General features: G+C 74.4%; 18 protein-coding genes and 1 pseudogene. 9 read left to right on the top strand and 10 right to left on the bottom strand.

Features of this window, described 5'->3' with window-relative positions:
• Nucleotides 1-9: 9 nt before the first annotated feature.
• The 3 genes from CRYAR_RS20775 to CRYAR_RS20765 form a co-directional block, all read right to left on the bottom strand.
• The gene (locus tag CRYAR_RS20775) at nt 10-729 is read right to left on the bottom strand and encodes a hypothetical protein (RefSeq protein WP_035853384.1); all 720 of its coding nucleotides are present in this window, start codon (nt 727-729) and stop codon (nt 10-12) included.
• Between the two features lie 172 nt (nt 730-901).
• On the bottom strand, nt 902-3,052 hold the full coding sequence (locus CRYAR_RS20770; protein WP_211247560.1) for an alpha-galactosidase: 2,151 nt from the start codon (nt 3,050-3,052) through the stop codon (nt 902-904).
• A 23-nt stretch (nt 3,053-3,075) separates the two neighbouring features.
• Nucleotides 3,076-3,867 (bottom strand): helix-turn-helix transcriptional regulator, encoded by a 792-nt coding sequence (locus CRYAR_RS20765; RefSeq protein WP_211248086.1) that lies wholly within the window; start codon nt 3,865-3,867, stop codon nt 3,076-3,078.
• 100 nt (nt 3,868-3,967) lie between these two features.
• Here CRYAR_RS20765 and CRYAR_RS20760 point away from each other — a divergent pair.
• Nucleotides 3,968-4,339: pseudogene (locus CRYAR_RS20760) on the top strand (hypothetical protein); the annotation flags it as partial.
• Between the two features lie 3 nt (nt 4,340-4,342).
• On the opposite strand, the gene CRYAR_RS20755 reads toward CRYAR_RS20760, so the two are convergent.
• Nucleotides 4,343-5,314: a DUF418 domain-containing protein gene (locus tag CRYAR_RS20755; RefSeq protein ID WP_035853368.1), complete on the bottom strand. Its 972-nt coding sequence runs from the start codon at nt 5,312-5,314 to the stop codon at nt 4,343-4,345.
• Nucleotides 5,315-5,450: 136 nt separating this feature from the next.
• On the opposite strand from CRYAR_RS20755, the gene CRYAR_RS43375 reads away from it, so the two are divergent.
• The 4 genes from CRYAR_RS43375 to CRYAR_RS20735 all read left to right on the top strand — a co-directional run bounded on the left by CRYAR_RS43375 (nt 5,451) and on the right by CRYAR_RS20735 (nt 8,389).
• Nucleotides 5,451-6,557, top strand: coding sequence for a sensor histidine kinase (locus CRYAR_RS43375; RefSeq protein ID WP_051570726.1), 1,107 nt, complete (start codon nt 5,451-5,453; stop codon nt 6,555-6,557).
• The gene (locus CRYAR_RS20745; protein ID WP_035853357.1) at nt 6,554-7,189 is read left to right on the top strand and encodes a response regulator; all 636 of its coding nucleotides are present in this window, start codon (nt 6,554-6,556) and stop codon (nt 7,187-7,189) included. The genes CRYAR_RS43375 and CRYAR_RS20745 overlap by 4 nt, the downstream gene beginning before the upstream one ends.
• A 66-nt stretch (nt 7,190-7,255) precedes the next feature.
• Nucleotides 7,256-8,008, top strand: a complete 753-nt coding sequence (locus CRYAR_RS20740; protein ID WP_035853353.1) for a hypothetical protein — start codon at nt 7,256-7,258, stop codon at nt 8,006-8,008.
• A 21-nt stretch (nt 8,009-8,029) separates the two neighbouring features.
• A complete protein-coding gene (locus CRYAR_RS20735) occupies nt 8,030-8,389 on the top strand; it encodes an MmcQ/YjbR family DNA-binding protein (protein ID WP_035865538.1) in 360 nt (119 codons plus the stop codon).
• Here CRYAR_RS20735 and CRYAR_RS20730 read toward each other — a convergent pair.
• Nucleotides 8,362-9,009 (bottom strand): NUDIX hydrolase, encoded by a 648-nt coding sequence (locus CRYAR_RS20730; protein WP_035853346.1) that lies wholly within the window; start codon nt 9,007-9,009, stop codon nt 8,362-8,364. The two genes, CRYAR_RS20735 and CRYAR_RS20730, sit on opposite strands and share 28 nt — an antisense overlap.
• A 30-nt stretch (nt 9,010-9,039) precedes the next feature.
• Nucleotides 9,040-10,188: a macrolide family glycosyltransferase gene (locus CRYAR_RS20725; protein WP_035853321.1), complete on the bottom strand. Its 1,149-nt coding sequence runs from the start codon at nt 10,186-10,188 to the stop codon at nt 9,040-9,042.
• A gap of 89 nt (nt 10,189-10,277) precedes the next feature.
• On the opposite strand from CRYAR_RS20725, the gene CRYAR_RS20720 reads away from it, so the two are divergent.
• Nucleotides 10,278-10,844, top strand: coding sequence for a TetR/AcrR family transcriptional regulator (locus CRYAR_RS20720; protein WP_035853315.1), 567 nt, complete (start codon nt 10,278-10,280; stop codon nt 10,842-10,844).
• Nucleotides 10,841-12,508 (top strand): SulP family inorganic anion transporter, encoded by a 1,668-nt coding sequence (locus CRYAR_RS20715; protein ID WP_035853314.1) that lies wholly within the window; start codon nt 10,841-10,843, stop codon nt 12,506-12,508. The genes CRYAR_RS20720 and CRYAR_RS20715 overlap by 4 nt, the downstream gene beginning before the upstream one ends.
• A 30-nt stretch (nt 12,509-12,538) precedes the next feature.
• Here CRYAR_RS20715 and CRYAR_RS20710 read toward each other — a convergent pair whose 3' ends face one another.
• Genes CRYAR_RS20710 through CRYAR_RS20700 form a run of 3 tightly spaced genes read right to left on the bottom strand, consistent with a single transcriptional unit; the run spans nt 12,539 to nt 16,665 of the window.
• Nucleotides 12,539-13,399, bottom strand: coding sequence for an enoyl-CoA hydratase-related protein (locus CRYAR_RS20710; RefSeq protein ID WP_211247559.1), 861 nt, complete (start codon nt 13,397-13,399; stop codon nt 12,539-12,541).
• Between the two features lie 54 nt (nt 13,400-13,453).
• Nucleotides 13,454-15,913 carry an ABC transporter permease gene (locus CRYAR_RS20705; RefSeq protein WP_035853313.1) on the bottom strand — a complete coding sequence of 820 codons (2,460 nt, stop codon included), beginning with the start codon at nt 15,911-15,913 and terminating at the stop codon, nt 13,454-13,456.
• Nucleotides 15,910-16,665: an ABC transporter ATP-binding protein gene (locus CRYAR_RS20700; protein WP_035853312.1), complete on the bottom strand. Its 756-nt coding sequence runs from the start codon at nt 16,663-16,665 to the stop codon at nt 15,910-15,912. The genes CRYAR_RS20705 and CRYAR_RS20700 overlap by 4 nt, the downstream gene beginning before the upstream one ends.
• Nucleotides 16,666-16,772: 107 nt before the next feature.
• Here CRYAR_RS20700 and CRYAR_RS20695 point away from each other — a divergent pair, with 107 nt between their 5' ends.
• On the top strand, nt 16,773-17,648 hold the full coding sequence (locus CRYAR_RS20695; RefSeq protein ID WP_035853310.1) for a TIGR03619 family F420-dependent LLM class oxidoreductase: 876 nt from the start codon (nt 16,773-16,775) through the stop codon (nt 17,646-17,648).
• Here CRYAR_RS20695 and CRYAR_RS20690 read toward each other — a convergent pair.
• Nucleotides 17,645-18,049: a RidA family protein gene (locus CRYAR_RS20690; RefSeq protein ID WP_035865532.1), complete on the bottom strand. Its 405-nt coding sequence runs from the start codon at nt 18,047-18,049 to the stop codon at nt 17,645-17,647. The two genes, CRYAR_RS20695 and CRYAR_RS20690, sit on opposite strands and share 4 nt — an antisense overlap.
• A gap of 37 nt (nt 18,050-18,086) precedes the next feature.
• Between CRYAR_RS20690 and CRYAR_RS20685 the strand changes: the two genes are divergently transcribed.
• Nucleotides 18,087-18,687: TetR/AcrR family transcriptional regulator (locus CRYAR_RS20685; protein WP_063725739.1), on the top strand; the 601-nt coding region annotated here is incomplete at its 3' end.

Here is an 18,687-nt window from a genome sequence, read left to right as displayed (position 1 = left end):
GCCGGGCGCTCAGGCCGCGGGGGCGGCCGCCGGGGCCGGACCGCGTTCCCGGCGGGCGGCGGACACGAGCACGGCGAGGAGACCGGCGAGCAGCGCGCCGGCGACGTAGCCGAGGCCGTCGAAGAGACCGATGTCGGCGGCGAACGGCCCGGCCGGCCGGCCGCCGTCGGCACCGAACAGGCCGGCGACCGGCCACGCCAGCACCCCGGCGAGCGCGAACACGGCGTACGTGCCGGCCAGCGCGAGCGGCCACCGCCCGCGCGGCACCGGCGTGGCGCGCGCCCCGGCCACCGCTCCCACGGCGGTGACCACGAGCGTCACCATGATCATGAACCCGGGATGGTTCAGGTGCAGGAGCTGCCAGCCCTCGTAGGTGTCGCTGGCCAGCACCGTGTACCGCGCGCCGACGAGCCGGTGGACGGTGGCGACCACGCCGGTCAGCACGGTTCCGGCGAGCAGCGCGACGCCCAGCGGGGCCGCGTGCCGGAGCAGGCCGGCCGCGAGCACGAGGCCGATCAGCGCCGGCGTGAGCGCGGCGGTGATCTCGATCCCGTGCACCGCGCCCAGCGCGGCGCCGTGCGGATAACAGACGTTGGGGTCCAGGCAGCCGGGCACCCCGGCCGCGTCCAGCTGCCGCTGCACGGCCGCGGACGCGAACAGGACGTACGCGGTGGACGCGGCCGCCACGAGCGTCGCGAAGGCCAGCGGGACACGCACCGGGCGCAGCACGGGCTCGAGCCTAGCGGCCGTCCGCCCAGCGCGCCGGGCGAGCCGGGCCGGCCCGGGCGCTCGAGCCCGGGCGCTCGGCCGGCCGAGCGCCCGGCCGGCCGGGCGAGCCGTCCGGCCGGGCGCGGGCGACGACCTGTCGACCGGCACGTCCGTTCCCGCGGGGTCCGGGCCGCTACTGCGCCCGCAGCTCCAGGACGAGCGCCTGGGCCGGGTGCAGCGTCGGCATGGCGAGCCCGACGCCGGAGAGGGCCGAGCCCGCCAGCACGACGGACTCCCCCGTCCACGGCGGGGCGACCCGCGCCCCGTACGCGGGCGAGCCGGCCTCGGTCACGATCCGCACCGCGTACTTGCGTGACGGCTCCAGCCCGGGCAGCACGACCCGCCCGGACTGCGTCGACGGCGAGGTCGTGGTCCGGCTGTAGACGAACACCGCGTGGTCGCGCTCCGGCGCGACCACGCCGGTGAGCGTCGTCGCCGCGTCGGCCAGGTCGGCGTGCACGACCGTGCCCGAGGCGACCAGGTCCCGGATGCTCTTGTGGAACCCGATCCACGACGTGATGAGCGCGAGTTCCTCAGGGCTGCGCTGGTTGAGGTTCCACTCGATCCCGGCGTGCCCGAGCAGCGCGGACGCCATCCGGAACGAGAGGTCGGTCTCCCGCGCGGTCGTGTGCGACCGGGGCGCCCCGACGTGCATGCCGACGAGCTCCGGCGGCAGCAGCTGCATCGTCCAGCGGTCGATCAGCACGCGCTCGACCGGGTCGATGCAGTCCGACGCCCAGACCCGGTCGGTGCGCGCGAGGATACCCAGGTCGATCCGGCCGCCGCCGGACGAGCACGACTCGATCTCCAGCCCCGGGTGCCGCTCGCGCAGCGCGTCGAACAGCCGGTAGACCGCGTGCGTCTGCGCCGACACCCCGGGCCGGCCGTCGACCCGCGACACCGCCTCCTGCAGCAGCCGGTTGTGGTCCCACTTGATGTACGCGATCCCGTACTCGGCGACCAGGTCGCTGATCGAGCTCAGCAGGTACTCGTACGCGTCCGGGTGGGCCACGTTCACCACGTACTGCTGACGCTCCGCGGGCCCGACGCCCTCGGCCGGCGCCAGGATCCACTCCGGGTGGTTGCGGGCCAGCTCCGAGTCGAGGTTGACCATCTCCGGCTCGAACCAGAGGCCGAACTCCAGGCCGCGCTCGCGGACCCGGTCGGCCAGCGGTCCGAGCCCGTCCTTCCAGACCGTGCGGTCTACGCGCCAGTCGCCGAGCCCGGCGTTGTCGGCCCGCCGCCCGAGGAACCAGCCGTCGTCGAGCACGAACCGCTCGGCGCCGATCTCGGCGGCCCGGTCGACCAGCTCCAGCAGCGGCTCGAGGCGGTGGTCGAAGTACACCGCCTCCCAGGTGTTGACGATCACCGGCCGCGGCCGCGCCGGGTGTGACGCCCGCGCCCGCAGGTAGGCGTGGAACCGGTCGGCGATCCCGTCGGTGCCCCGGTCGGACCAGCCGAAGAACGCCGTCGGCGACGTGTACTGCTCGCCCGGGCCCAGCCGCACCTCGCCGGCCCGCAGCAGCTCACCGGCCGCGAGTACGGCGGAGGCCGCGCCGGCCGGCTCGGGCAGCCGCTCGACGAGCCACGTGGTGTCGCCGCTCCACGCCAGGTGCACGCCCCACACCTCGCCGGTACGTCCGGCGAACCCGTGGGTGCCGACCATCGTCAGGTAGGGCGACCCGGGGCCCGGCTTGCCGCGGCGCATGTCCCGCCGGTGCGCGCCGTCGACGACCGGGAGCCGCTGCGGCTGGCGCTCGCGGGCCCAGCGTCCGGTGAAGTCGAGGATCTCGGTGGCCCGCGACGGCACCGGCAGCTGCGCGAGGATACCGCCGAAGTCGAACGGGACGTCCGCGTCGGCGTCGCCGGCGGGCCGCCGGACCACGTGCGAGAGCTCGATCAGGCCGAAGCGGTTCAGCTCGACCCGGACGTCGATCTCCAGCCCGGTGATCGGGTCGGCGAGGGGGATCTCGACCACGTTTCCGGTCACGACCGCGTCCGCGCGCGGCTCCGGGCGGGGCGTGGTGCGCGTCCCGGCGAGGTGACCGGCGTAGCCGGGCGTGCCCGGCCACATGTCCCGCTCGAACGGGAGCAGCGACAGCCGGCGCGGCACCTCCGGCGAGTTGTGCGGCACCTCGGTGACGCCGGTGAGGCGCAGCGCCTCCAGGTCGGCCCGGTCGAGCTCGCCGAGGTCGGCGCCCCAGTGCAGCACGGCCGGAACCGGGCCGGCGAGATCCAGGACGAGCGAGACCCCTGCGGCCCGCAGCAACGCGATCGGCGACACTTGTTCTCCCAGCTGAGCACGGTTCAGAACCCGGCGTACGGTACCAGCGTCCGCATCGTGGGCATGGTTGCCGGGTCGCCGTCGGCGAGGTAGACCACCACGCGCAGGTCCGGTTGGTCGGACGGGGCGAGCCAGTGGTGTTCGAACCGGAGCTCGCCGACGACAGGGTGGATGAAGCGCCGCTCGCGGGACGCGAACCGCTCGACCTCGTGTGCGGCCCAGGCCTCGGCGAACCCGGGGCTCGCCGCGAGCAGACGTCCGATCAGCGCGACGTGCGCCGGCTGCCCGAGCAGCGGCCCGGCGTCGGCGCGGTACTCGGCCAGGAAGTGGCGGCTGGTGACGTCCCAGTCCGGCAGGAGGGCGCGGACGTACGGGTCGGTGAAGATCGCGAGCAGCAGGTTGCGGTCGGCCGGCGCGACCGTCGCCACGTTCGGGTACAGGGCCTCGTACCCGGCGTTCCAGGCGGCGATCGTCCAGTCGGCGCTCACCGCGAACGCGGGCGAGGGCAGCAGCGCGTCGAGCAGGCGGCGCAGCGACGCGGGCGCCTCGGCCGGCACCGAGCCCGCCGGCGCGGGACCGCCCGGTGCCGCGGGCGCGTACCCGGCCAGCGAGAGCAGGTAGTCGTGCTCGGCCGCGGACAGGCGCATCGTCACCGCGAGCGCGTCGAGCACCTGCCGGGACGGGTTGACCGGCCGCCCCTGCTCCAGCCACGTGTACCAGGTGACGCTCAGCGCGGCCCGGTAGGCGATCTCCTCGCGCCGCAGCCCGGTCGTCCGGTTGCGCCCGACCGGCGGCAGGTCGAACTCCGCCCGCACCAGCTGCTTGCGGCGCGCGGTCAGGAAGGCCCCGAGCTCGGAGTACCGGCTGGCCGGCGCCCGCGCGCTGCCGCGTGCCGCCGGGGTCGCCGCCGACGGCGACGTCGCGCACGCGTACTCCGCCGACGGCGGGCTCGCCGTGCTGCGCGGCAACCTCGCTCCCGACGGGTGCGTGGTGACGACCGCCGGGGTCGACGCCGCGGTCTCCACGTTCACCGGACCGGCGGTGGTCGTCGCGGGTGGCGTCATCGCGCTGGTCGAGGACGGGGACCCGGTCACGATCGACCTCCCGGCCCGCGCGATCACCGTCGCGGTGGACGACGCCGTGCCGGCCGCGCGCCGGGACGCGCTGGAGGCGGCCGGCGGCTACCGCCCCCGGCACCGCGACCGCCCGGTCCCGACCGCGCTGCGCGCCTACGCCGCGCTGGTGTCCTCCGCCGACCGGGGCGCGATCCGCTGTCCGCCGGGGTAGCGCTCACGTCGCCCGGCCGCGCAACGGGACCCACTGCCACCAGGTGAGGCACCGCCACACCCACTCGAGAGGCCCGTACCGGAACCGTCGCAGCCACAGCACGCTCAGCGCCGCCTGCGCGAGACCGATCCCGGCCCCGACCGCCACCAGCGGACCGTAGGTCGTCGCGGAGCCGAGGTCGAACGCCCGGTCCGCGGCCAGGATCAGCACCGACGCCAGCACGTAGTTGGTCAGCGCGACCCGGCCCATCGGCGCGAACACCGCCTCCAGCGGCCGGCCGATCGGCGTGCGCAACAGCAGCAGGAAGACGAGCGCGTAGAGCAGCGCGACGACGGTGCCGGCCGAGACGACCCGGCCGATGTGCGCCTGCCCCACCCCGCCCTGGAACTGCCACCACTCCAGGAAGGCGGCCACCGGCAGCACCACCAGCAGCGCGGCCACCAGGTGCCGGGTGCGCTGCTCGAGCGTGTCGGCGAGCCCGTACTGCGCCGCGGCCAGGCCGAGCAGGAACAGGCCGGGGATGATCGCGACGCCGTTGAGGAACACCCAGCCCGCCACCGTGAGCACGAGGCCGAGCCCGAGCGTCCAGCGTCGGGACAGGAAGGACGCGGGCAGCAGCACGACGACGCCGAACACCGCGTAGAACTTCAGCACCTCGCCGTGTTGCAGCAGCGTGTGCAGCGCGCCGAGGACGCCGAGCCACAGCAGCCGGCGCAGCAGGACCAGCCGCGGCCGGTCGGCCCGCCGGGACGCGGTGCGCAGGAACAGCGCGAAGCTCACCCCGAACAGGAACGAGAAGATCGGGAAGAAGCGCTGGATGAACACCGACTCCCAGACGAACGCGCCGAGGTGGTCGGCCGCGTCACCGGTGGGGCGGGTGAAACCGCTCATCTGGACGAGGTTGAACTCGACGATGCCCGCCAGGGCGAAGCCGCGTAACGCGTCGATCGCGGAGATCCGGCGATACTGGGTCATCGTTCGATCCCAGCCGGGACCGGCCGGTCACCGGCAGGCCCGGCGGGCGGGAAACGACGCTACTTTCGTCGGTTCCGGACCCCTCGTTCGTCGCGCGCACGCTCCCGCCCGGCCGCTCCCGTCTAGGGTTCCGGGCATGGGCCGCCGCCGTCTGCTCGAGGTGGGGGTCGACGCCGCGCTGGTGCTCGTCGCGTCGGCCACGGGGGTCCTGCTCGAGCTCGCCGACTCCGACCCGGCCGGCAACACGTTCGGCGCCCCGATGGCGGTGCGCATCGCGGTGCAGGTCCTCGCGGCGACCGCGCTGTTCGCCCGCCGCCGGTGGCCGGTCGCGGTCGCGGCCGGGGTGGGGGTGGCCAACCTGGTCGTGCCGGTCTGGGCGACGTTCCTGGTCCCCTACACGGTGCTGGCGTCCGGGACGCGTCGCGGCTGGCTCGTCGTCGGTGCGCTCACCGCCACGTTCCTGGTCGGCATGCGGGCGTGGGAGGTGACCGACCCGTTCACCGCGCCGGTCGCGATCGGGGTGTCGTCGCTGCTAGGGCTCTACGCGCGGACGCGCCGGAGCCTGCTCGACGAGCTCACCGACCGGGCCGAACGCGCCGAGCGGGAACGGCAGCTGCTCGCCGACCAGGCGCGCGCCGACGAACGGATCCGGCTGGCGAGCGAGATGCACGACGTCGTGACCCACCGCATCAACCTGCTGGTGCTGCAGGCGGGAGCGCTGCGCACCCGGGCCACCGACGACCGGACCCGGGGGGCCGCCGAGGAGCTGCGGGTGACCGGGTGCGAGGCGCTCGCGGAGCTGCGCGAGCTGGTCGGGGTGCTGCGCGAGGGCGCGGGGCACTCACCCCGGCCCGGCCGGCCGGAGACGTCCGAGGACCTGCCCGCGCTGCTCGACGAGTCGCGGGCGGCCGGGTTGACCGTGCGCTGGGACGGCGAGAGCGGCGAGTCCTCCCCGGGGGTCCGGCGCGCGCTCTACCGCGTCGTCCAGGAGGCGCTGACCAACGTCCGCAAGCACGCGCCGGGCGCCGACGTGCGGGTCGCGGTGCGCTACGGGCCGGACGACGTGCGGGTGTCGGTGGTGAACGCGCCGTCGCCCCGCCCGCCGGACGCCGACCTCGTGTCGCTCGGCGCGGGCAGCGGGCTGATCGGGTTACGGCACCGGGTCGACGTGCTCGGCGGGGACTTCGACTCGGGCCCGGAACCCGGGGGCGGGTTCGCGGTGCGGGCCCGGTTCCCGCGGTGATCCGCGTCCTGCTCGTCGACGACGAGCGGCTGGTCTGCGCGCACCTGCGGACGTTGCTGTCAGCGGCCGACGACCTCGAGGTGGTGGGCGAGGCCTACGACGGCGCGGAGGCGATCGAGGCCGTCGTCCGGTTCCGGCCCGACGTCGTGCTGATGGACCTGCGGATGCCCGACGTCGACGGGATCACCGCGACCGCTCGCGTCACCGCGCTGCCGTCCCCGCCGAAGGTCGTCGCGCTGACGACGTTCGACGTCGACGACTACGTGCTGCGCGCGCTGCAGGCCGGTGCGGTCGGGTTCCTGCTCAAGTCGACGGCGCCGGAGGACCTCGTCGCGCTCGTGCGGGTGGCGGCTCGCGGGGCCACGGTGCTCTCGCCGGAGGCCAGGCGGCACCTGATCGAGGCCGGGGCCGACCGGGAGCGGGCCCGGCAGCGGGTCGCGGCGCTCACCGCGCGGGAGCGCGAGGTGCTGGCCGGTCTCGGCGCCGGGCTCTCCAACCAGCAGATCGCGCGCCGGCTGCACCTGTCCGAGGCGACCGTGAAGGGGTACGTCTCGCGCCTGCTGCTCGAACTCGGGTGCGACAACCGCACCCAGGCCGGCCTGCTCGCCCGGGAGGCCGGACTCCGAGGGTGACTTTTGCCAACGAACAGGGTACACATCTCTTAACGGACATTCCCGCCGTTACTGAGGAGGCGGCCCATGGCGGATCACTCCGAGCCACCGCGGCACTCGGCTCACGAGCGGTCTGACCACATACCCCCTTCGCCGCTGCCCGCGCTCGCGGCCGGCAACCGCGACACCGCGGTGATCATCCTGGCCAGCGCCACCGCGATCTTTCTCGCGCTGGCGGTCGCGCTGAGCATCATGCTCTGGCGCGGCCGATCCGACGACATGCTGGCCGCCCGCGCGGCGTCGGCCCGGGCGACGCCGCCGGCCGCGCAGCCGATGGCGCCCGCGCCGAGTGAAGGTGTCGCGTCCGGGGCGCAGGCACCGGCGGCCGACCACGCGGAGGAGGCGACCGCCGAGGAGTCGGCCGAGGCCAGCGCGGAGGCGTCGGCCGAGGCGACCGCGTCGGCGCACGCCGAAGCCACCACCGAGGCGACGCTCGAGGCCGCGGAGAGCGCCGACCCGGACGCCGCCGACTCGGGCGAGCAGACCACCGAGCACACCGAGGAACTGCCGATCACCGGCTCCGACCTGCAGATTCCGCTGGTGGCCGGCAGCGGGGCGGCGATCGCGTTCGCCGGGCTCGCGCTGATGCGGATCACGCGGCGCCGGGTCGCGGCCGCGGCCGCGGCGGGCGTGCGGGTCAGCGCGGTCGAGGCGCTCTGGCTGTTCCTGGAGGAGACCCGCCGCCGGCCCGACGACGAACCCGAGCCCCGCCACCTCTCCCCCACCGACCAGACCGCCCGCCTGCGACGCGTGGCCGAACAGGCGGCGCGCCGCCACTAGCGCGGGCCCTAGGATGTGCGCGTGGCCGATGCGGACGACGTGCGTGCGCTCGCGCTGGGGCTGGCCGACGTCGTCGAGATCGACAGCGACGGCTTCGATTTCCGCGTCGGCGGCCAGGGGTTCGTCTGGTCGTACCCGGAACGGGTCCCGGGCCGCCCTCGCCGGCTGCGCACCGACATCGCGGTGCTCTACGTCGGCGACGAGGCCGAGAAACAGGCGCTGGTGCTCGGCGAGCCCGAGCTGTTCTTCACCACGCCCGCCTACGACGGGCTGCCGCTGGTGATGTGCCGCCTGGAGCGGGTCGGCGTCGAGCGCCTCACCGAGCTGATCACCGACGCCTGGGCCATGCGGACTCAGTCGAAGTCGGCCGGTTCGGCCTGATCGCGGGTGTGGACGAGCGCCCGGCGCAGCTGGTGCGCGGTGGTGCGCGCGGTCGAGAGCTCGGGGAGCGCGTCGAGCGCGAAGAACGCGACGTCGCTGGTCTCGCCGTCCAGTCCGGCCACCGGGGCGGCGTCGTCGAGCCGTTCCATCACGAAGAACAGCTTGTAGATGTGCCACGGCCCGGCCGGCGAGTGGCCGTTGTGCACGCTGCCGTCGTAGACGGCCGCGAGTTTCGTCGCCCGCACGGCCAGCCCGGCCTCCTCGGCGAACTCGCGCTCGGCGGCGTGCGACGGGCGGTCGAGCGCGTCGGCCCAGCCGCCCGGTAGCGTCCAGCGTCCGTCCCGGGCCTCGCGGACCAGCAGCACCCGGTCCTCGTCGTCGAACAGGGCGCCCCGGACGTCCACCTTGGGCGTGGCGTGGCCGGCCTCCAGCGCCAGCACCGCCTCGACGGCGGCCGGTTCGGCGTCGGTGATGAGGCCCATCAGCTCGGCGGAGAGCGCGCGCATGCGCGTGTACCGATCGGCGTCGTAGTGGTCGGTGCTGTACGTGAGCCCGTTCTGGGCCATCGCGGCGAGCTCGATGGCCATGCGGTGCAGGGTGGGGGCGAGCGGTGTGACCATGCCCCCATCCTGCCCACCGCGGCCACCGGATCACGCCAGGAAGGCCTCGACCTGGTCGGCGGCGCGCTCGGCGCCGCCCTGCGACCGCACCTCCGCGCGCAGCGCGGCGCTGCGCGCGACCACCTCGGGGGTGGTGAGCTCGAGCAGCGCCGCACGCAGCTCGGCGGCGGTGACCGTCGCGCTGTCGACGACCCGCCCGACGCCGAGCGCGGCGAGCTGGTCGGCGTTCGTGAACTGGTCCGCGGCCTGCGGTGCGGCGATCATCGGCGTCCCGCAGTAGAGCCCCTCGCTGCTCCCGCCCATCCCGGCGTGGGTCAGGAACGCGTCGGCCTGTTCCAGCACGGCGAGCTGCGGCACCCAGGGGTGCACCGAGACGCTCGCCGGTAGGTCACCCAGCTCGTCCACCGAGACGTCCCGCCCGATCTGGAGCACCGTGTGCCACCCCGGCAGCGTCCCGAACGCGGCCACGCACCGCCGGTAGAAGTCGGGGTGCCGGGTGAACGCCGACCCCAGCGACACGAGCAGTACGTTCTCCGCGTCCGGCCGCTCCCACGTCCCCCGGTCGCCGACGGCGGGCCCCACGAACGTGTAGACGGCCGGGTCGACCCGGTCGGCGTGCGGCTGCAGGGCCCGCGGGATGAGTGCCAGCGACCGCGCCGGGCGCCCCTGGAACGCCAGGCTGTCGGTCACCGACGAGCCCTCCGCTTCCAGCCAGGCGGAGAACCGCCGGTAGTAGTCCGCGCCGCGCGGATCGCTGCGCAGGGCGTCGACCATCGGCTCGGTGTCCTCCTCGTAGCCCTTCCAGGCCACGAACGTCGACGAGAGCTGCAGCGATCTGATCCCCCACCGTTCGCCGAGCAGCCGGGCCGGCGCGCCGGCGATGTCGTAGACGAACAGGTCCGGCCGGTCGGCGTCGTACGCGGCCTCGAGCTGCGGCAGCATCGCGATCGCGTCGTCGAGGAACACGGTGAGCTGCTCGATCGGGTCGTCGGACCAGACGCCGGGCAGGGTGGATTCGTACGGCTTGAGCTCGGCGCCGATCGCGCCGACGGCCTCGGCGAACGAGTCGTCGTTGGCGTAGGTCACCCGGTGCCCGCGGGCGACGAGCGTGCGCAGCAGGTCCGCGCTCGGGTTGACGTGCCCGTGGGCCGGGATGCTCACCATCGCGATGTGCGCCATCGTTGGTCCTCTCTCCGAGACGAGACGGATCGTCTCGCCCTCCAGTTAAGACGAGACGGGCCGTCTCGTCAATCAGGTAGGATCCCGCCGTGCCCACTCCCGATCCCGGCCGCCGCAACGAGCGCTCCCGGCGCGCGATCCTGGCCGCCGCACTCGAACTTCTCGGCGAGACGTCCTACGCCGAGCTCACCGTCGAAGCCATCGCCGCGCGCGCCGGCGTCGGCAAGCAGACGATCTACCGCTGGTGGCGGAGCAAGGGCGCGGTGATCCTCGACGCGCTCACCGAGACCGCGGCGACCGACGTGGTGCTCCCCGACACCGGCGACCTGCGCGCCGACCTGCGGGCCGTCATCCGGGCCACGGTCGCGGAGTTCGCCGACCCCCGGCTGTCGGCCACCACGCGCGCGCTCACGATCGAGACGCTCTCCGACGACGCGCTCGCCGAACAGGTCCGCGACCGCCTGCTCCGCCCGCAGCTCGACGCGGTGAAGGCGCGGCTGAGCACCGCGCGGGAGGTCCGCCCCGACGTGGACCTCGACCAGGCCGTCGAGCTGCTCTTCGGGCCGATCTACCATCGCTGGATGCTGCGCACCGGGCCGCTCACCGAGTCCTACGCCGACGGCCTGGTCGACCTCGCGCTGGCCGCGCTCGGATGAGAGCGGTCCCGGGCGTCGAAGTGGTGCGCACCTACCGCGCCGCCTGGCTCCCCCGGGACCTCGTCGCCGGTCTCGTCCTCACCGCGCTGCTGGTGCCGCAGGGCATGGCCTACGCCGAGCTGGCCGGACTGCCCCCGATCACCGGCCTCTACACGACCGTGTTCTGCCTGCTCGCCTACGCGGTGTTCGGCCCGTCCCGGGTGCTGGTGCTGGGGCCCGACTCGTCGCTCGGCCCGATGATCGCCGCGGTGCTCGTCGGCACGCTGGGCTCGGGTGGCGACCCGGCGCGGGCGGTGGCGCTGGCGTCCGGCCTGGCGCTGCTCACCGGCCTGATGCTGACGCTGGCGGGCGTCGCGAAGCTGGGTTTCCTCGCCGACCTGCTCTCCCGCCCGACCCAGATCGGCTACCTCAACGGGTTGGCGCTCACGATCCTGGTCGGCCAGCTGCCGAAGCTGTTCGGCTTCTCGGTCGACGCCGACGACCTCCGCGGTGACGCGCTCGGGTTCGTGACCGGCCTCGGTGACACCGTGCCGGCCGCGCTCCTCGTCGGGGCCGCGGGCCTCGCGCTGATCCTCGCGCTGCAACGGTGGGCGCCCCGGGTGCCCGGCGTGCTGCTCGTGGTCGTGGCCGCGATCGTCGTGACCAGGGCGTTCGACCTGGACGTCCGCGTGGTCGGGCCGCTCCCGGCCGGGTTCCCGCCGCTGCAGCTGCCCGCGCTCGTCTGGTCGGACCTCGCGCTGCTGCTCGGCGGCGCGTTCGGCATCACGCTGGTCTCGCTGGCCGACACGATCTCGACGTCGTCCGCGTTCGCCGCGCGCACCGGCCAGGAGGTGCGCGGCAGCCAGGAGATGCTCGGCATCGGCGCGGCGAACCTGACCGTCTCGCTGTTCCAGGGCTTCCCGGTGAGCACCAGCGGTTCGCGGACCGCCGTCGCCCTGCAGGCCGGCGCGAAAACGCAGCTCACCGGCGTGGTCGGCGCGATCGTCATCACGCTGATGCTGGTGCTGGCGCCGGGGCTGCTCCGTGACCTGCCGCAGCCGATCCTCGCGGCGGTCGTCGTCGCCGCGTCGTTCTCGCTGGCCGACCTGCCCGGCCTCCTCCGACTCCGGCGGCAGCGGCGGACCGAGTTCGCGCTGGCCCTGGTCGCGTTCCTCGGCGTCGCGCTGCTCGACGTGCTGGCCGGGATCGCGATCGCGGTGGCGCTCTCGGTCGCCAACGTGTTCCGCCGGGTCTGGTGGCCGTACCAGGCCGTGCTCGGCCGCGTCGACGGCATCGCCGGGTACCACGACACGACCGTGCACCCGGACGCCGCGCACCTGCCCGGCCTGGTGCTGTTCCGCTTCGACGCGCCGCTGATCTTCGCGAACGCCCGCACGTTCCGCCACCAGGTCCGGACGCTGGCCCGGAGCGGTCCGACCTGGATCGTCGTCGCGGCCGAACCGATCACCGACGTCGACACGACCGCGGCCGACATGCTCGCCGACCTCGACGAGGAGCTGGACGCCCGCGGGATCTCGCTGGTGTTCGCCGAGCTGAAGACCCCGGTCAGGGCGAAGATCGACGCGTACGGGCTGACCCGCACGATCGACCCCGCCCACTTCTTCCCGACGCTGGAGGACGCTGTCGCCGCCTATCGGGCCCGCACCGGGACGGACTGGGCCTAGCCGGGGACCGGGCCTAGCCGGGGACCGGGCCTAGCCGGGGACCGGGCCCGGCCAGTCCGGGACGAGCCCGGCGGCGTCGCGGGCCGAACCCGGGAACCGTGGCGGGCGCTTCTCCAGGAACGACGCCACCCCCTCGGCCACCTCGGGGCTCGCACCGAGCTCCGCGATCACCCGGGAGTCGAGCCGGTGGGCGTCCCACGGCGACGAGGCCCCGAGCATCGACCACAGCATCCGCCGGGACGCCGCCACCGACACCGCGGACGTGTTCTGCACGATCTCGGCCGCGATCCCCCGCACGACCCCGGACAGCTCCGCGTCCGGCACGACCCGCGACACCAGCCGCCCGGCCAGCGCCTCGGCGGCCGGGAACACCCGGCCGGTCGCGACCCACTCCATCGCCTGCGAGATCCCCACCACCCGGGGCAGGAACCAGCTCGACGCGGCCTCCGGCACCAGGCCCCGCCGGGCGAACACGAACCCGAACCGCGCCGACTCGGCCGCGATGCGCACGTCCATCGGCAGCGTCATCGTGGCGCCCACGCCGACCGCCGGGCCGTTGATCGCCCCGATCACCGGCTTCGTGGACGCCGCGATCCGCATCGACGCCACCCCGCCGAGGTCCCGCGGCGCACCGTCGATCAGGTCGCGCTCGCGGCGCTCCGGACGCTCCGGGTCGAACGTGTCGGGCCCGCCGGACAGGTCCGCCCCGGCGCAGAACGCCCGGCCCGCCCCGGTCACGACGACCACCCGGACCGCGTCGTCCGCATCCGTCGCGTCGAACGCGGCCACGATCTCCCGGGCCATCCCCGGGGTGAACGCGTTCAGTTTCGCGGGCCGGTTCAGCGTGACCGTCGCGATCCCGTCGGCGATGTCCAGCGCAAGCGAATCCACAATGGCCCCTTCCGACCGCGGTGTCCGGCCCAGTATTGCGGAATTCCGGTTCACTTATTCCTTGATCCCGATGTGTTCCAGCGGTGGCGTCCTCAGCTGGCGCCCGATCGGCAGCACGGTCGTGGCCAACGCCAGCAGCGTCGCGCCCCCGGCCACCGCGGCGATCCCGAGCGGGGGCACGTACGGCACCGGGCTGCCGGTCAGCGCCCGCACCACCGAGGCCAGCGTCCAGGCCGCGACGGCCCCGCCGATCACCAGCGCCGCCCCGAGCAGGCCCACCTGCTCGGCGTGCACCATCCGCTTCACCTGGCGCGTGGTCAGGCCGACCAGGCGCAGCACCGCGAGCTCGCGCCGCCGGGCCAGCGCCGCGACGACCATCGTGTTCGCCGCGGCCAGCGCCGCGTAGCCGACCAGGACGCCGATCAGCAGCTTGTTCGCCCAGGCGCTGATCGCCAGATCCTCGGCCAGGCCGGCGGTGAGGTCGTCCCGGGCGACGAGCGCGCTCCCGGGGTACCGGGCGGCGACCGCGGCCAGCGCGCGGTCCGCGCCCGGGGACGAGGAGACGAGGATCTGGTCGTCCAGACCGGTCCTGGTGTGCCCGGCGACCGTGGCCGTCGACATCGTGACGTCGCCGAACCCGAGGCCACGCCGGTAGATCGCGACCACCGTCAGCGTCACCGGCGTGCCGTCGGCGAGCGTGAGCTTCACGTCGTCCCCGAGTTCCCAGCTCGACGACGAGGCGCGCAGCGTGGACACCGCGACCGTGCGCGGGCCGAGGTCGGCGAGCGAGCCTTCGGTGACGTCCAGGTCGACGGTCCGGGCCAGCGCCGCGGGGTCGACGGCCTGCGCGGCGGCCGGTTCGAGCCCGTCGAACGACGGGACGACGACGGCCGTGCCGCGCACCGGGGTCGCGGCCGTGACGCCCGGCACCGCACGCACGTCGGCCAGCGCCGCGGCCGGCAGCCCGGCACCGGACACCAGCGCGTGCCGGGCCAGCGTGCCGTCGCGACGCTGATCGACGGTGGTGCGCTCGAGGTTGTCCTGCAGGAACCAGACCGACCCGCCGAGGCCCACGGCGAGCACCAGCGCGGTCAGCACGGTGGCCGCGCCCCGCGCGTTGGCCCGCAGGTTGGCCGCGGCCAGGTACCCGCTCGATCCCCACACGACCCGCAGGACCGGGGCGAGCACGCGGGCGGCGAACCGGTTGACCCACGGCGCGAGCAGCCCGATCGCGATCACGAACAGGTACAGCATGCCGGTGGCGGTCGCGACCGCGATCACCCCGCCGGTGCCGAGCGTCGTCGTGCTCAGCGTGGCCGCACCGGCCAGCGTCACCAGCCCGGCGACCAGCCGTGCCCGGCTGCCGGGTCCGGTCTCCACCGCGGCCTCGCCGAGCGCCTCGGTGGGTTTGATCGCGGTGACCCGGCGGGAGGCGGCCAGCGTGGCCAGCACCGCGACGAGCGTCGTCGCGAGCACCGCGGCCGGCGCGGCGAGCGCACCGGGCGCGATCGGGAACGAGTCCGGCACGAACTTGTGGCCGACGAGCTGGCCGTGCACCCACCGGGTGGCGAGCACGCCCAGCGGCACACCGATCATCGCGCCGACGCCGCTGAGCAGGAGCGCCTCGGCCAGCAGCATCCGGCGTACCTGGCCGGGGGTGGCGGCGATCGCCCGCAGCAGCGCCAGGTCGCGGCGGCGGTGACGCACCGAGAGCCCCACCGTGCCGGCGACGACGAACCCGATGAGCAGCACCACGTACCCGCCGAACGCCGCGGACAGCTGGATCAGCAGGTCGCGGGCGTCGAGCTCGGCGGACGGTTCGGCGCGGCCCTTGGCGTCGCCGGTGAGGACGTCGGCCCCGGACGCGTCGGCGAGGGTCGTGACGGCGGCCACCGCCGACGGGTCCGCACGCAGGGCGATCGCCGGGACCAGGCCGGGGGTCGGGCTCAGCGCGGCCGCCCGCGCGTCGGTGAAGTACACCGACGCGGTGCCGCCGACGACGCCGCTGACCGTGAACCGGCGCGGCACCCCGCCGACGACCAGGTCGATCGGGCGCCCCGGGGCCCCGGCGCCGCGGCCGACGACGACCTGGTCGTCGGCGGTGGGCGCGGACCCGTCCACCAGGCGATCGCCGGCGAGGTCCGCGCTGCTCCAGCCGCGACCGGTGGCCGCGAGGTTGCCGATCGGGACCGACACGTCGGCCACGACCCCGGTGACCCCGGGCACCCGCGCCAGTTCCGCGGCCAGCGACGAGGGCACCGCGCCGCCGTCCGGCAGCCGCACGGTCGTGGTCGTGGTGTCCCCGCCGAACTCCTTGACCGTGCGCGACACCTCCGGCCGGGCGACGACGAGGTCGGCCGCGGCGTAGCGGTGCGGCTCGGCCCGGTAGCGCAGACCGGACTCGACGAGCGTCCCCATGCCGGTCAGGATCAGGATGCCGGTGGCGAGCGCGACGAGCGTCGCGACCGCCGTTCCCCAGCGGTGGCGCAGCAGCCGTCCGGCGAGCGCGATCATGCCGCCCTCCGCTTCCCCAGCGACGCGAGGATCTCGGCGATCTTCGTCGCACCCGGCTGGGGCAGGTCCTGCACGACGTGCCCGTCGGCGAGCACCAGCACCCGGTCGGCGTAGGAGGCGGCCACCGGGTCGTGCGTGACCATGACGACGGTCTGCGCCTGCTCGTCGACCAGCGCACGCAGCAGCGCGAGCACGTCGGCCGCGGTCTGCGTGTCGAGCGCGCCGGTCGGCTCGTCGCAGAAGATCACGTCCGGACGCGTCACGAGCGCCCGGGCGATCGCGACGCGCTGCTGCTGGCCACCGGAGAGTTCGGACGGCCGGTGCCGCAGCCGGTCGTCCAACCCGACCCGGCGGACGACCTCGGCGAACCACGCCCGGTCCGGCCGTACGCCGGACAGCCGCGACGGCAGCAGGATGTTCTCCTCGACGGTGAGCGCGCCGAGCAGGTTGAACGCCTGGAAGACGAAGCCGATGCGGTCGCGGCGCAGCATCGTCAGCTTCGTCTCCGACAGGCCGGACAGTTCGGTGTCGCCCAGCCACACCCGCCCCGACGACGGCCGGTCGAGACCGGCCGCGGTCTGCAGCAGCGTGCTCTTGCCCGACCCGGACGGACCCATGATCGCGGTGAACGTGCTGCGTCCGAACGCCGCGTCGACGCCGGCCAGCGCGGTCACCGACTGCCGATCGGACCCGTAGACCCGGGTGAGCTTCTCCACCCGCACCGCGGGCTGTTGTCGCTGTTCAGAAGGCATACCCCGACGCTAGGAGCGCGGGCCGCCGCCGACGATGAAGCCTACGGGCGAATCGGGGTAGCGCAGGCACTACCCCAGGCATCTAGAACCTGTTCTAGAATTCGGCCATGAAGTGGACCCTCGCAGCGGCGCTGCTGCCCGCCCGGCACCTGGTCGATGTCGCTCGCACCGCGGAGGAGAGCGGCTACAACTCGGTCGCCATGCCCGACTCGGTGTTCTACCCCGAGAAGGTCTCGGCGAAGTACCCCTACACCAAGGACGGCAGCCGGTTCTGGCCACCGGAGACCGAGTTCGTCGACCCGTTCGTCGCGATCCCGGCGATGGCCGCGGTCACCTCGCGGCTCGAGTTCCACACGAACGTCTGCAAGCTCCCGCTGCGCGATCCGCTGCTCACCGCCAAGCAGGTCGCGTCGATCGCGGTGATGTCCGACAACCGGTTCGCGTTCGGCGTGGGGCTCTCCTGGATCCCGGAGGAGTTCACGTTCACCCGCACCGACATGCGCACGCGGGGCGCCCGGGTGGACGAGGCCATCGACATCCTCAAACTCGTGTGCGCGGGCAACGGCCCGGAGTGGGTGGAGTACCACGGCAAGCACTACGATTTCGACCGGCTGATGATCGCGCCGGCGCCGTCGGCGCCGGTGAAGATCCTCGTCGGCGGCCACAGCGAACCCGCCCTGAAACGCACCGCGCGCGTCGCCGACGGCTGGATCTCGGTCAACACGACGCCCGACAAGATCATCGAGGCGTGTGCGCGGCTGCACGCGCTACGAGCCGAGTACGGCCGCGCCGACGAGCCGTTCGAGATCATCGCCGGACCGGTGGGCAACGTCAGCCGGGACGACTACCGCCGCCTGGAGGAGGCCGGCGTCACCGAGTGCCAGGCCGCCCCGTGGTGGCAGTACGGCGTCGACTTCCGCGACAAGGCCGCGCTGGTCGAATCGGCCCGCCGGTTCGCCGGCGAGGTCATCGAGACGTACTAGAGAACGGCGGTGGCCTCGATCTCGATCAGCAGGTCGGGCTCGGCGAGCGCGGCGACGCCGATCATGGTCACGGCGGGCACCGGGGCGGCGCCGAGCCTCGCGAACGCGCGGCCGACGCCCTCCAGGAACAGCGGCATCTTCTCGGGCGCCCAGTCGACGACGTAGATCGTCACTTTCGCGACGTCACCTAGGGTGGCGCCGGCGGCCCCCAGCGCCGTCGACAGGTTCAGGTAGGCCTGCTCGGTCTGGGCGGCGAGGTCGTTCTCGCCGACTCTCCCGCCGTCGGCGTCCCGGGCGACCTGGCCCGAGACGAACACGTGCGTGGAGCCGGTGGCGACCGCGACCTGGTGGTAGACGCCGGACTGGGGCAGGCCTTCGGGGTTCAGCAAGGTGATCGTCATGGCGTGAACCATAGCATTGCAATGCTATGGTTCGGCAATGGCGAGAACGAAAGACCCGGCGGTGCGGATTTCACTGCTCGAACGTGCCGGGCAGATGCTGCGGACGCGGGAGCCGATCACGCTGCGCTCGCTGGTGGCCGGCACCGGGGTCTCGACGATGGCCGTCTACACGCACTTCGGCGGGATGGACGGGCTCTGGCGGGCGCTGCGCCAGGAGGGGTTCACCCGCCTGGACGCCCGGCTCGCGCGGGTCGCGCCGTCGGACGATCCCGTGCGTGATCTGGCCGCGCTGGCCGCGGGGTACGTGGGCAACGCGCTGGAGCACCCGGACCTGTACCGGGTCATGTTCGACGCCGCGTTCGACCTGGAGGACTCGGGGGCCGCGGACTCGACGCTGGAGCGGCTGGTGCTGGCGGCCCGGCGGGCGGCGGACCGGTTCGATCCGGAGACCGACCCGCTGGACCTCGCGGTGCGGATCTGGGCGGTGGGGCACGGGGTGGTCTCGCTGGTGGCCACCGGGCCGTTGCCGGTCGAGGCGCTGGGGCACTGCGTGCCGCTGCTGACCGCGGTGCTGACCGCGGCCGGCGACGACCCGGCCCGCTGCCGTGCGTCGGTGGCCGCGGGCTGGGATCCCGGCT

This window comes from Cryptosporangium arvum DSM 44712 (genome assembly GCF_000585375.1).
In the GTDB taxonomy this organism is placed as follows: Bacteria; Actinomycetota; Actinomycetes; order Mycobacteriales; family Cryptosporangiaceae; genus Cryptosporangium; species Cryptosporangium arvum.
This window is presented reverse-complemented; position numbering and strand designations above follow the sequence as displayed.